This is a genomic window from Gemmiger formicilis (genome assembly GCF_024462815.1).
Taxonomy (GTDB): Bacteria; Bacillota; Clostridia; order Oscillospirales; family Ruminococcaceae; genus Gemmiger.
The window spans coordinates 47,338-59,866 of record NZ_JANGCG010000016.1; the positions used below are offsets into that span (position 1 = coordinate 47,338).

11 protein-coding genes are annotated in these 12,529 nt (G+C 59.3%); 8 read left to right on the forward strand and 3 right to left on the reverse strand.

Annotated elements, in window-relative coordinates:
- Nucleotides 1-24 precede the first annotated feature (24 nt).
- Nucleotides 25-2,550 carry a glycoside hydrolase family 31 protein gene (locus tag NE623_RS11985; RefSeq protein WP_256272748.1) on the reverse strand — a complete coding sequence of 842 codons (2,526 nt, stop codon included), beginning with the start codon at nt 2,548-2,550 and terminating at the stop codon, nt 25-27.
- A 235-nt stretch (nt 2,551-2,785) separates the two neighbouring features.
- Here NE623_RS11985 and NE623_RS11990 point away from each other — a divergent pair, with 235 nt between their 5' ends.
- Nucleotides 2,786-3,679 (forward strand): AraC family transcriptional regulator, encoded by an 894-nt coding sequence (locus NE623_RS11990; protein WP_256272749.1) that lies wholly within the window; start codon nt 2,786-2,788, stop codon nt 3,677-3,679.
- A gap of 233 nt (nt 3,680-3,912) precedes the next feature.
- Here NE623_RS11990 and NE623_RS11995 read toward each other — a convergent pair whose 3' ends face one another.
- Nucleotides 3,913-5,235 (reverse strand): ATP-binding protein, encoded by a 1,323-nt coding sequence (locus NE623_RS11995; RefSeq protein ID WP_256272750.1) that lies wholly within the window; start codon nt 5,233-5,235, stop codon nt 3,913-3,915.
- Between the two features lie 4 nt (nt 5,236-5,239).
- Nucleotides 5,240-5,947 (reverse strand): LytR/AlgR family response regulator transcription factor, encoded by a 708-nt coding sequence (locus NE623_RS12000; RefSeq protein ID WP_256272751.1) that lies wholly within the window; start codon nt 5,945-5,947, stop codon nt 5,240-5,242.
- A gap of 214 nt (nt 5,948-6,161) precedes the next feature.
- On the opposite strand from NE623_RS12000, the gene larE reads away from it, so the two are divergent.
- The 7 genes from larE to NE623_RS12035 form a co-directional block, all read left to right on the forward strand.
- A complete protein-coding gene (gene larE, locus NE623_RS12005) occupies nt 6,162-6,962 on the forward strand; it encodes an ATP-dependent sacrificial sulfur transferase LarE (RefSeq protein ID WP_256272752.1) in 801 nt (266 codons plus the stop codon).
- Between the two features lie 21 nt (nt 6,963-6,983).
- On the forward strand, nt 6,984-7,748 hold the full coding sequence (gene larB, locus NE623_RS12010; RefSeq protein ID WP_256272753.1) for a nickel pincer cofactor biosynthesis protein LarB: 765 nt from the start codon (nt 6,984-6,986) through the stop codon (nt 7,746-7,748).
- A complete protein-coding gene (larC, locus tag NE623_RS12015; RefSeq protein ID WP_256272754.1) occupies nt 7,745-9,067 on the forward strand; it encodes a nickel pincer cofactor biosynthesis protein LarC in 1,323 nt (440 codons plus the stop codon). The genes larB and larC overlap by 4 nt, the downstream gene beginning before the upstream one ends.
- A 25-nt stretch (nt 9,068-9,092) precedes the next feature.
- Complete coding sequence (locus tag NE623_RS12020) at nt 9,093-10,103, forward strand: energy-coupling factor ABC transporter permease (RefSeq protein ID WP_256272755.1); 1,011 nt, start codon at nt 9,093-9,095, stop codon at nt 10,101-10,103.
- A complete protein-coding gene (gene cbiQ, locus NE623_RS12025; RefSeq protein WP_256272756.1) occupies nt 10,078-10,878 on the forward strand; it encodes a cobalt ECF transporter T component CbiQ in 801 nt (266 codons plus the stop codon). The genes NE623_RS12020 and cbiQ overlap by 26 nt, the downstream gene beginning before the upstream one ends.
- Before the next feature lie 12 nt (nt 10,879-10,890).
- Nucleotides 10,891-11,631, forward strand: a complete 741-nt coding sequence (locus NE623_RS12030; RefSeq protein ID WP_256272757.1) for an energy-coupling factor ABC transporter ATP-binding protein — start codon at nt 10,891-10,893, stop codon at nt 11,629-11,631.
- Between the two features lie 64 nt (nt 11,632-11,695).
- On the forward strand, nt 11,696-12,529 hold an 834-nt coding region (locus tag NE623_RS12035), incomplete at its 3' end, for a DUF362 domain-containing protein (protein ID WP_256276156.1).

A 12,529-nucleotide genomic window follows, 5' to 3' on the forward strand; every position in this document is an offset into this window, starting at 1 on the left:
TTTATTGTTTGTAGGGGGCCTTTATTACATCCCAATCATATCGAACTGCTCAAAGGACACAAGCACTTCGTGGTCGCGCTTGGGGTTGGGGTACTTGATCTGCACGCTCTTGAGGCGCTGGCTGTAGTACCAGCCGCTTTCGGCTTCCTCAAACTTGCGGCGATGCAGGAAGTGCGGCAGTTCCTTGCCGTCCAGCTGGACGTAGAACGGCGCTTTCTCGCGGTGAATCATGTCGAGATACATACTCTCGACTGCTGTATCGTAGCTGCCCTCGTTCGTGAAGCGAACCACCGTCCTGACACCGGCCTCGACCGCAATCTTGGTCTTGAGATAGTCACCCTTGCGGTAGTCGTTGGTGCAGCCGTCGTCCTCGTACAGGGTGAACTCGGAATCGACATCCGGCGCCATCAGGATTTCCAGCGCGGTGGTCTTTTCGGTCATCAGGTTGTGCAGCGGGTTGCCGCTCATCGGGATGATCGCGCCGCTGCGGACAAACAGCGGGATGCTGGCAATGTCTACGGGAACCTCAATCGTCTGGCCGGGGGCGTACTCTTCGCGGGTGTAGAAGTCGTAGAAGCGCTCATTTTCGTTCTCGGTCTTGGGCAGGTAGACCGGGCGGACGGTCTGGCCCTTCTCGACCACGTTGGCGACCAGCAGAGAGTCGCCGAACATGAAGTTGACGCCCTCATCGTAGGTGGCGGGGTCGTTCTGGAACACGCTGAACATCGGCTGCCAGATGGGCAGGCCGTTCTCATGCGCGCGCTCCATCAGGGAGTAGAGCGTCGGGCTGAGCTTGTAGCGGAAGTCGATGGCCGCCTTGATGTACTGCTTCTTGTCGCTGTACATCCAGGGCTCGGTCACGGTGTTGTCGGTGTTGGTGGAGTGAATTGAGAAGCGCGGCTGGAAGATGCCGTTCTGCACCCAGCGCACAAAGAGCTCGGCCTCCGGCGAGACGCCGTAGAAGCCGCCGATGTCGCAGCCGTGGTTGGACACGCCGCAGAGGGCCATGCCCAGAATCGTGGCAATGTTGTATTTCAGGGTGTCCCAGTGGGTCAGGTTGTCACCGGCCCAGACCTGCGCATAGCGCTGGATGCCGGCGTGGCCGCTGCGGCAGACCGTGAAGGGGCGGCTTTCGGGGTCGTACTCCTCGATGGCCTCGTTGGACAGCTGGCACATCAGGTTGCTCATGATCGGCTTCATCGTGCCGATGGTGCTGCCCTTGCCCTCAAAGTAGACCTTGGCGTCCTTGTCGACCATGCTGTCGTACTCGCAGTTGTCGTTCCAGATGGAGCGGCAGCCGTACTTGAGCAGATTGTCCTTGATGTACTGCTTCCAGTGCAGGCGGGTGGACTCCTTCGTGTAGTCCACAAAGAGGCCGGGGCCGCCCCACCAGGTACCGACGGCCAGGCCGTCCACACCGGCGTTGTCGTCGGAGGCGGGCAGGAACATCCCCTTCTCCTTCATCTCGTTGAGCAGCGGATGCACCAGCAGCATGCCGGGCTTGATGTTGGGCGAGACCACGATGCCGCGGTCATGCATCTTGGCGAACCAGTCAGCCGGGTCCTTGAAGCGCTTAGTGTTCCAGGTGAAGGTGCAGCGCTTGATGCCCTCGGGCGTTTCAACGGCGCAGTAGCCGCTGGAAAGCTGGAAGCCGTCCGCAGGGATGCCCTCCTCGCGGGTGGTGTCGATGAAGTCGAGAATCGCATCGTCGCAGTCCTGCGGCAGCTCGGGATAGTACATCGAGCTGCCCAGGTAGCCCAGCGCGGCCTTGGGCAGCATGACGCTCTTGCCGGTCAGGTCGGTGTAGCGCTCGATAATGCTGCGGATGGACGGGCCCGCAATCAGGAACAGGTCAATGTCGCCTGCATCGGTGCGGTAGCTGGAGTAGCGGTGCCAGTAGTTGCGCTTCTCGCGGCCCATGTTGAAGTCGCACTCGGCCGTGTTGTGGTAGAAGTAGCCCACAGCCTGCTTGGTGCCGCGGTTCAGGCGGATATAAAAAGGAATGTGCTTGTACAGCGAGTCGGTCTCCTTGGGGTTGTAGCCCATGGCATCGCCGGGCGCCATATTCATGTACTTTTCGGCCTTGTTGATTTCGCCGGACTTCTCGCCGAAGCCGTAGAAGCAGTCGTCCGCCTCAATCTGGCTGGCGTGGATGCGACGGTGATTGCTGTCCTCACGGTAGGCCAGGTCGGGAATGTCCGCGTGCAGCAGGCTGCCGTCCTTGTCATAGACCATGATGCGGAAGGGTACCTTCTCAACGACCACCTTCAGGCGGCTGCCCTGAATGACGGCTTCCTTCTCGCCATCGGTCAGGGTGGCGGCAGCGCACTGGACGCGCTTGCGGCAGTCCTTCATCAGGTTATCGGTGCGGGATTCCCATGCGGTCATCGTCAGGCTGTAGCTGGCCTCGTCCCAATCGCCATCAAAACCGGCGCGGATGCGCAGGATGTCATCCGTCAGGAACCAGATGCGCAGCTCGACAGCGTTGGTGGCAACCGAGTAATAGCTGCCGCAGTCCTTGACTGCACCGCCGGTGTAGCACACTTTCATAGTTTTTCCCCTTTCAGTTTGTGGTTGTGCGTGGCTGGTAAAAACCGTTCTTACGGCAACTCCTGTACAGATTGCACAAAAATAAGTGCCTATTTTTGTTCATTCTGCATTTATTGCCTTATTTCGCCATTATAATATCAAATTTGTTCACAAATTTCTCTCACTTTTGTAGCAAGAATGTTGCAAAATGTGATATAATCGTGGCAAGGAGCTTTTTCTGCCGGAGGTGCTGTTCATGCTTATTCAAAAAGTACCGCACTATGTCGATTCTATCCTGACGCAGGAGGTGGCCAGTTCCGCCTTGCAGGGCGGCGATGTGGTGGTGGCATGGTACACCAACCAGACCAACAAACAGTCTGTGGTACACTCGCACCCCTACTATGAGCTGATTCTGCCGGTATCGGGTTCCAGCGTGCGCTATTCGGTCGGCGGCAGCGTGTACGATTTGCATATCGGGGAGCTCATTCTCTTTCCCGGTGGCGTCTACCACTCTGGCAAGTTCAATGTGACCGCAGACACCTCAGAACGTCTTGTGGTGCAGATTGCCCCCGGCATCTGGGAGCGTGCATGGGCACAGGCCGACCTACCCATAGCCCTGCAGCCGGAGCCGCTGATTCTGGACGCGGACTCGGTGGCGCGGTGGGATTTCCGTGGCCTGCTGGAGCGGATGGCGCAGACCGTCTATCTGGAAGCCACCATCCGGGAAACCGTGCAGTGCTGCGAGCTTACCGAGCTGCTCCTGCTGTTCAGCCACCTGGTTCACAAACGCCAGAGCGCCCCGCCGCCCTCGGCCACCAGCCTACTGGTCGCCCGCGCCGTTGAATACCTACAGGCCAACTATACCGACCCGCAGCTGACGGTGGCCCAGCTGGCCAAATACACCTACACGAGCCGGGAGCACCTTTCTCGCGTATTTAAAGAGTACACGCTGGAGAGCGTCCACGGCTACCTGACCAATCTGCGTATGCAGCACTGCCGCAATGCGATTGCCTCCGGCGTCAGTGTGCTGGACGCCTGCTCGTCGAGCGGATTCACGAATTACAGCAGTTTTTTGAAGAGTTTCCGCGCCCTGTACGGCATCACCCCCACCGAGTACCGCGCCAAACTCCGCGCCGCGGGCATCCAATAAGCCCGCGGGCACATTCTGCAACATTTTTGTACTTGCAAAAAAGCGGATTCTATACCATAATAGAAGCATTGGCCCTCCCTGTGGGGCGGCAGCCGCCTGCGCAGTGATTTCGGTATTGAAAGCGAGCTGAACCCGCTGGCAGCGGCGGCTACACAGTAACCGGCCATGTACAGACGCTGGTAACCACGGTATAAAATACAGCCTGCAGCAAAATGCTGCGGGCTGCTGTTATATCAGGCTGTGGGCTTCTGGCCGCGTGGGATAAGGACGCGCAGTTCAAACCAACCGTCATGGGTGGTGATGGTCGCGGTGCCGCCATACTTGGCGGCGGTGTTCTGGATACTCTTGACGCCGAAGCCGTGGTAGCCCACGTCCTTCTTGGTTGTGATGGGCAGGCCGTTGGCAAAGTGTAGCTCGCCGTCATAGCAGTTCTCAATGCGGATAGCGGCAAAGCCCTTCTGACGCGCTACGCTCAGATGGATGAGCCGCCGTTCCGGGTCGGCAATTTTGTCCACACTCTCAATGGCGTTATCCAGCGCGTTGCCGAACAGGTTGCTGACGTCCATCACGTCCATAAAGTCCAGCGCCGCGCCGTCCGCCACGCAGGTAAGCTGAATGTTTTTGGTGCTGCAGGTCAGGCTTTTGCCGGTCAGCACGGTGTCCAGCACCTTGTTTCCGGTATCGTTCTGCGCCTCATAGGCCTTGATTTCCTGCTCCATCCTGTCCAGCACGGCGTTGCGCTCCTCGCCGCTTTCGGCGCGCAGAACGGCAATCTGATGCTTCAAATCGTGATATTTCTGGTTTATCAGATCAACGCTTTCCTGCCGGATTTTGTAATTCTCATACTGGATGTGCAGCATATTGCGCAAAGCGTCCGCCTCGCGCTGGGTCAACAAATCGCGCAGCTGCGATTGATAGGCAAACAGCAGCGCCACGCCGCCAAAGTAAACCACCGTGCGCATGGTGTAAATTTCCATCGTGCCGCGGGCCGAGAACGGCGTTTCCAGCGTGGTGTAGCTGATGCTGGAAAGAATGTAGATAGCCGCAGCAAGCCCCGCCGCAATGCAGGTAGTGCGCGGCCGGATGTCAAACTGGATGCTGCCGGTGCTACCGCCATCCTCCAGCAGCCACATAAGTCCAAAGATGATGCCAAACCCCACCGCAATAAAGCAGCATACTGCGGGAAAGCTCTGCAAATATACATTGCTGCGTGCAAAATAGACGTACATCTGCCATGTCAGCGAGGCTGCAAAGCCCGCCAGAATAAAAGCCCGGGTGCAGAAGTACCCCATCTGCCAGTAATCGCCCTTGGACGCCGCCAGCATAAACAGCAGCATCAGCGCGACCGAAACGGCGTACAGCACATTGAACTGCCAGCCGTTGTAGCCGTCTGTAGCCACCAGATAGATTTCCAGCACAGCAAGAGCCCCGGCGTAGAGCGCCGCCCGCTTGCCGCCGCCAAAGCGCGGCGGCAGAAATTGCAGATATAACAGGCAGGCCAGCCAGTCCGCCGCCGCGGTGACCTGCCGCGGAATGTCCAGTTCATAGTACGGCATAGCGTCACCCCACCCCATTGATGTAATCATTCAGCGCGTCCAGAAACGCCTTGCGCCGCGCACGCGCCAGCGGCACACGGTCACCGTGCACCACGGCATCCTCGCCGTCCATCTGGTCAACGTGCTCCAGATTGACAAGGCAGCCCTTGTTGACGCGGAAATAGCTGTCCTGCGCCAGCTTCTGCTCCAGCTCGGTCATCGAGCCCGGGGCGGTCAGCTCCCCCTCCGCGGTGTGGTACACAAGGTCATGCGCGTTGCTTTCCACCCAGTAAATAGACGATGTATCGAGCTTGTGCGCAGTTCCGTGGGCGTTTATCTGCAGATAGTGCCGCGCACGGCGGGCCACGCGCTCAATGGCACGGCTCAGCCGCTGGGAAAACGCATAGTAGGACACCGGCTTCAGCACGTAGTCCAGTGCGTCCACGGCATAGCCCTTGATGGCATACTGCGGCGAGTTTGTGATGAAGATGATGATAACCTCGGTGTCCACCTTGCGGATTTCTTCGGCTGCCATCATCCCATCCATAAACTTCATTTCAATGTCCATCAGGATGATGTCATACACGGCCTTATAGCCAAGGGCAATCTCGTCCCCATCGGAGAATTCCGTCACGGTGAATTTTTCTCCCGATGCAGCGCTGTATTTCTCAATATATTCCCGCAGCCGACTGCGGTAGACAGAATCATCCTCCACCAGCGCCAAATGAATCATAGTGGCATTCCCCTTTTCGGCTAAGATTTTATTTTCCTATTTCCTCATAACTATAAATGTATCATTTTTGCTGTGAGATTGCAAGCCACCGCGCAGACTTGGCGCAGCGGTTATTTTTGTGCAGAAAATTTTTGCAAACCCCTTGACCTTAAACCCACGTTCAATGATAATCTAACTATAGAGATTTAACCAATAAAAGCGAGGTTTACCACGAATGGATAAGCTAGAAGCATTACGGCAGTATCTGCGGGAGCTGGGCAGCGTAGCGGTTGCATTTTCCAGCGGTGTGGATTCTACCTTTTTATTAAAGGTTGCCCATGACACCTTGGGCGATAACTCCATTGCCGTCACGGCGCGCAGCTGCTCCTTCCCGAAGCGGGAGCTGAACGAGGCCGAGGCCTTCTGCAAAAAAGAGGGCATCCGCCATTTTATCGTCGAGTCCGAGGAGCTGCAGATTGAGGGCTTCTCCCACAATCCGAAGAACCGCTGCTACCTGTGCAAGCATGAGCTGTTTGAGAAAATCATCGCATTGGCGAAGGAAAGCGGCGTACAGTATGTGGCCGAGGGCTCCAATATGGACGATAACGGCGACTACCGCCCCGGCCTGCAGGCTGTGGCCGAGCTGCACGTCACCAGCCCCCTGCGCCATGTGGGGCTGACCAAGCAGGAAATCCGCGACTATTCCCGCCAGCTGGGCCTGCCCACGTGGGATAAGCAGTCCTTTGCCTGCCTGTCCTCCCGCTTTGTCTACGGCGAGGAAATCACCGAGGAAAAGCTGGGCATGGTGGACAAGGCCGAGCAGCTTCTGCTGGATATGGGCTTTCACCAGTTGCGTGTGCGGATTCACGGCACGATTGCCCGCATCGAGGTGCTGCCCGACGAGTTTGAAAAGCTGCTGGCAAACCGTGAGGCCATCGTTACCGCGTTCAAAAGCTACGGCTTCAGCTATGTCACAATGGATTTGCAGGGCTACCGCATGGGCAGCATGAATGAGACGCTGGGCCTGAAAAAGTAAGCCCGCCGAAAGGACAGTACAATGGACGCAAAAGAAGTGCTGGAAAAGGTCCGGGACGGCGCCATGAGCGTGGACGAGGCCGAGCAGTTTTTCCGCCGCGCACCGTTTGAGGAGCTGGGCTACGCCAAGCTGGACACCCAGCGGCGGCAGCGCACCGGCTTTGCCGAGGTGGTTTTCTGCAGCGGTAAGGCGGACGAGTACCTTGTCTCCATCTTTACGCGGCTGGCCGCCGAGGAGGGCGAGGTACTGGGCACCCGTGCCACGCCGCAGCAATATGAGCTTGTGCGCGCCGCCTGCCCCGGCGTTGTCTATGACCCGGTTTCCCGCCTGCTGAAGCTGGAAAAGCACGATAAACCGCGAATTGGCAGCATTGCGATATGTACCGCGGGCACAGCGGACATCGCCGTGGCCGAGGAAGCCGCCCAGACGGCGGAGTTTTTCGGCAGCAGGGTCACCCGCATCTATGATGTCGGCGTAAGCGGCCTGCACCGTTTGCTGGCCAATCTCGAGCCTATTCAGGCCGCCAACTGCGTGGTAGCCGTGGCGGGCATGGAGGGCGCGCTGGCCAGTGTGATTGGCGGGCTGGTACAGAACCCGGTCATTGCCGTGCCGACCTCCGTAGGGTACGGCGCTTCGTTCGGTGGTGTCTCGGCGCTGCTGACGATGATCAACTCCTGCGCCAACGGCATTGCCACCGTCAACATAGACAACGGCTATGGGGCCGGCTATCTGGCAACGCAGATAAACCGCCTTGCCTGCCAGCCGCCCACAGAGGAGAAAAAATGAGCAAGAAAACGTTATATTTAGAGTGCTATTCCGGCATCAGCGGCGATATGGTCACGGCCGCTCTGCTGGATTTGGGCGCGGATGAGGCTGTGCTGCGCAAGGCGCTGGCCAGCCTGCCTTTGGATGGCTTTTCCATTAAAATTTCCCACGTCAAGAAGTCCGGTCTGGACGCCTGCGATTTTGATGTGGTGCTGGATGCCGCCCACGAAAACCATGACCATGATATGACCTATCTCTATGGGGACTATCACGAGCACACGCATGAACATCACCACGACCACGAGGAACACCACGCCGATGCCCCGCATGGGCATGACCATAATGCGCACCACCATGAGCATCGCGGCCTGCACGAAATTCTCGACATTCTGAACCGAACCGAGCTGACCGACCGTGCCCGCGCCACCGCCGTGCGCATCTTCACGATTCTGGGCGAGGCCGAGGCGAAGGCCCACGGTGCCACGCTGGAAACCGTGCATTTCCACGAGGTCGGCGCGGTGGATTCCATCGTGGACATCACCGCCGCCGCCGTCTGTCTGGACAATCTGGGCATCGACGAGGTCATCATCCCCGCCCTGTATGAGGGCACTGGCACCGTCCGCTGTGCCCACGGCGTACTGCCCATCCCGGTGCCCGCCGTGGCCAACATTGCGGCGGCGGAGCACCTGACCCTGCACATCACCCACGCCCACGGCGAGTACGTGACCCCCACCGGCGCGGCCATTGCGGCGGCGGTGCGCACCAGCGAGGCCCTGCCCTCTGCCTTCACCGTGGAAAAAATCGGTCTGGGCGCGGGCAAGCGTGAGCAGGAGCTGCCCGGCTTCGTGCGTGCCATGCTTATCTGCCCGACCAGTGGCTTCCATACTGCACAGGATACCATCTGCAAGCTGGAAACAAACCTTGATGACTGCACCGGCGAGGCTTTGGGCTACGTGATGGAGCGCCTGCTGGCCGCCGGTGCGCGGGACGTCTACTACACACCTATCCAGATGAAAAAGAACCGTCCTGCGTTCCTTTTGTCGGTGCTCTGCCTGCAGGAGGACATTCCCGCGATGGAGCAGATTATCTTTGCGGAGACCACCACCATCGGCATCCGCCGCACAGAGATGGCGCGCAGCATCCTGACCCGCCGCCTGCGCACCGTGCAGACTCCGCTGGGCTGCGCACAGGTCAAGGAGTGCGCGTTGCCCTGTGAGGATAGCGGGACACCCGAAACGCGCTGCTACCCCGAGTATGAGAGCCTGCGGGAGCTCTGCCGCGCCAACGGCTGCAGCTATCAGGACGCACTGCGCACCGTATTGAAAGAACTGGAAAAATAAAAGAGGATACAAGGAGAAAAATACTATGCATATGGCAGATGCTCTGCTTGCCCCCGGCGTGGCCGGTATTATGTACGCCTGCTCCACGGCGGCGGCCGGGCACTCGATTCATAAGCTCGACAAGGACAAGGAGGACCAGCTCGTTCCGGTTATGGGCGTGATGGGTGCCTTTGTCTTTGCTGCGCAGATGATTAACTTTACCATCCCCGGCACTGGCTCTTCCGGCCATCTGTGCGGCGGTATGCTGCTCACGGCGGTGGTCGGCCCTTACGCGGCCTTCCTGACGATGATTGGTGTGCTGCTTATCCAATGCCTGCTCTTTGCGGACGGCGGTCTGATGGCGCTGGGCGCAAACGTCTGGAATATGGCGTTCTACGGTTGTTTTGTCGGCGCACTGATTTGGCGTGCCTTTATGCGCAAGGGTATCACGCGCAAAAAAATCATTGCCGCCTCCCTGCTGGGCTGCGTTCTGACACTCCAGCTGGGCGCATTCTCGGTCACGCTGGAGACACTGGCCTCCGGCATTACCGAGCTGCCTTTCACGGCATTTCTGGCGGTGATGCAGCCCATCCATCTGGCCATCGGCCTTGTGGAGGGCGCTGTCACCGCGGCGGTGCTCGTCTTTCTGCAGGAGGCTCGCCCTTCCCTGTTGTGGCAGGCGGAATCCGCCGACAGCCAGAAGCAGCCCATGACACTGCGCGGCGTGCTGGGCGTTATGGCGGTGCTGGCGGCTGTCACGGCGGGGTTGCTCTCGCTGTTTGCATCGGCCTTTCCGGATGGTCTGGAATGGTCGCTGCAGCGCCTGACCGGCAGCACAGAGTTGGAAGCCACCGGCTCTGTGCAGGCGTTCTTTGCCCGCATCCAGTCCCTGACGGCGCTGCTGCCGGACTATAACCTTGCCGGGTCGGAAAGCGCCGCGGGCGGCAGTGCGGCAGGGCTTATCGGCGCCGCCGTTGTGCTGGCAGCGGTTGTGCTGCTGGGCAAAATCATCAAGAAGGCGGCGCACCGGAATGGATCGACTGCACCACGCCATTAAGGATGTACACCGGCTGGACGATCTGGCTGCCCGCGATACGCCGCTGAACCGTCTGCCGCCGCTGGCTAAGCTGGTAAGTGTACTGGTCTATCTTATTTTTACACTTTCATTCCCCAAATATGCCCTGACCGGCCTTCTGGGCATGGGGCTGTACCCGATACTGCTCTGCGCACTGGCAGATTTGTCCCTTTGGGATACGCTCTGCCGTGGGCGCAGTGTGGCGCTGCTGCTGGCAGCGGTGGGCCTCTGCAATTTGTTTTTTGACCGCGCACCGGTGCTGGATTTGGGGCTTGTGGTGCTCTCCGGCGGTTGGGTGTCACTGCTGACGCTGCTTATCAAGGGGATGTTCAGCTTTCTGGCGGTCTATCTGTTGATTGCCACCACCGGCATCGAGGCTGTCTGCACGGCGCTGCGCCAACTGCACGTTCCCCGGGTGCTGGTGACGACGATTCTTCTGACCTACCGCTACATCGTCCTGCTTCTGCAGGAGGCAAACCGCATTTCCACGGCCTACGCCCTGCGTGCGCCGGGTCAGAAGGGCATCCACTTCCGGGCATGGGGCTCGCTGCTGGGGCAGCTGCTTCTGCGCAGTATGGACCGCGCCCAGCTTGTGTACGAGAGTATGCTGCTGCGCGGCTACCACTGCGGCAGCAATGCCTCTGCGCCGAACACACACGCCCGCACCGGCGGTGTGCCTTTTGCCGCCGTTACGGTGGTGTACTGCCTTGTTTTTCGCTGCATCCCGGTGTTTGAGCTAATTGGGAATCTATTTTGAGGAGCGTTGCCAATGGACCCGATTTTAGATGTACAGGGCCTCTCCTTCCGCTATGAGGGCGGACATGAGGGGGCTGTGCTGGATGGCCTTTCCTTCACGTTGGAGCGCGGAGAGCGCGTTGGCCTTGTGGGCTGCAACGGTGTGGGCAAGTCCACGCTGCTCAAGCTGCTGGTCGGTATTCTGCCGATGCAGCAGGGCACGCTGACCGTCGGCGGCCTTGCGATGAACCGCAAAAATCTGCCGGAGCTGCGCCGCAAGGTCGGCTATGTCTTTCAGGATTCCGACAGCCAGCTCTTTATGCCCACCGTGCAGGCCGATGTTGCCTTTGCCGCCGAAAACTACGGCTACCCGCCGCAGGAGGTTGCCGACCGCACCCGCCGCGCCCTTGCCCGGGTGCAGCTTGAGAGCTGCGCCGACCGGCCTGTCTACCGGCTGTCCGGCGGGCAGAAGAAGCTGGCGTCCATCGCGGGCATCCTGACGCTGGACCCGGAACTGATTCTGATGGATGAGCCCTCCGCCGCGCTGGACCCCCGCAACCGCCGCGGGCTGATTCGGATTTTGAATGACCTGCCCTGCGCCAAGCTGATTGCCTCCCACGATCTGGATTTCATCTACGATACCTGTGACCGCGTGCTGCTTTTGCACCACGGACGTCTTGCCGCCGACGGCAGCGCCCGCGAGCTGTTGCGCAACGCTGCCCTGCTGGAGCAGTGCGAGCTGGAGCTGCCACTGCGGTTTCAGCAGGCCCCCTGAGGGCCGGATGCACACCGCGCCCCCATAAACCTGTTATTTTTATTTGAATAAAGAGGTTCCTACTATGGAAAAATCCAAGGTCTATTTTACCAACGAGCTTACCCCGGAGGCGGTTGTAAAGATGTACCATCAGCTGGGTGTGGAGCTGCCCGGCAAGGTGGCTGTCAAGGTGCACAGCGGTGAGGACGGCAACCAGAACTATCTGCACCCGGAGTTTATGAAGCCGGTCATCGACGCCGTGCACGGCACCGTGGTTGAATGTAACACGGCCTACGGCGGCGCCCGCAACGAGACGCCCAAGCACATTGAGCTGATGAAAAAGCATCATTGGAGCGACTTTTTCGATGTTGACATCATGGACGCCGAGGGCCCGGACGTGGCCTGGCCCGTGGAGAACGGCAAGGTTCTGAAGGAGAACTATCTAGGCAAGGACATTGAAAACTACGATAGTATGCTGGTGCTCATCCACTTCAAGGGCCACCCGATGGGCGGCTACGGCGGCGCACTGAAGCAGCTCTCCATCGGCTGCGCGTCCAGCGCCGGTAAGGCGTGGATTCACAGCGGCGGTCAGACCACCGACCAATACACTCTGTGGGAGCACTGCGCCGAGCAGGACACCTTCCTGGAGGCGATGGCCGACGCTGCTTCCACTGTTACGAAGCACTTTGCCGGCAAGATTGCCTATGTGGCCGTTATGAAGAATCTGTCCGTTGACTGCGACTGCTGCGCCGTGGCCGAGGACCCCTGCATGAACGATGTGGGTATCCTGTCCAGCCTTGACCCTGTCGCACTCGACCGCGCCTGCATCGACCTTGTGCGTAACAGCAATGACCCCGGCCGCGACCACTTTATGGAGCGCGTCAACAGCCGCCACGGCACCCATACCATCGACGCCGCC

Coding starts and splice junctions, on each gene's coding strand:
- NE623_RS11985 (WP_256272748.1), bottom strand. CDS start 2,550: ATGAAAGTGTGCTACACCGGCGGTGCAGTCAAGGACTGCGGCAGCTAT.
- NE623_RS11990 (WP_256272749.1), top strand. CDS start 2,786: ATGCTTATTCAAAAAGTACCGCACTATGTCGATTCTATCCTGACGCAG.
- NE623_RS11995 (WP_256272750.1), bottom strand. CDS start 5,235: ATGCCGTACTATGAACTGGACATTCCGCGGCAGGTCACCGCGGCGGCG.
- NE623_RS12000 (WP_256272751.1), bottom strand. CDS start 5,947: ATGATTCATTTGGCGCTGGTGGAGGATGATTCTGTCTACCGCAGTCGG.
- larE (WP_256272752.1), top strand. CDS start 6,162: ATGGATAAGCTAGAAGCATTACGGCAGTATCTGCGGGAGCTGGGCAGC.
- larB (WP_256272753.1), top strand. CDS start 6,984: ATGGACGCAAAAGAAGTGCTGGAAAAGGTCCGGGACGGCGCCATGAGC.
- larC (WP_256272754.1), top strand. CDS start 7,745: ATGAGCAAGAAAACGTTATATTTAGAGTGCTATTCCGGCATCAGCGGC.
- NE623_RS12020 (WP_256272755.1), top strand. CDS start 9,093: ATGCATATGGCAGATGCTCTGCTTGCCCCCGGCGTGGCCGGTATTATG.
- cbiQ (WP_256272756.1), top strand. CDS start 10,078: ATGGATCGACTGCACCACGCCATTAAGGATGTACACCGGCTGGACGAT.
- NE623_RS12030 (WP_256272757.1), top strand. CDS start 10,891: ATGGACCCGATTTTAGATGTACAGGGCCTCTCCTTCCGCTATGAGGGC.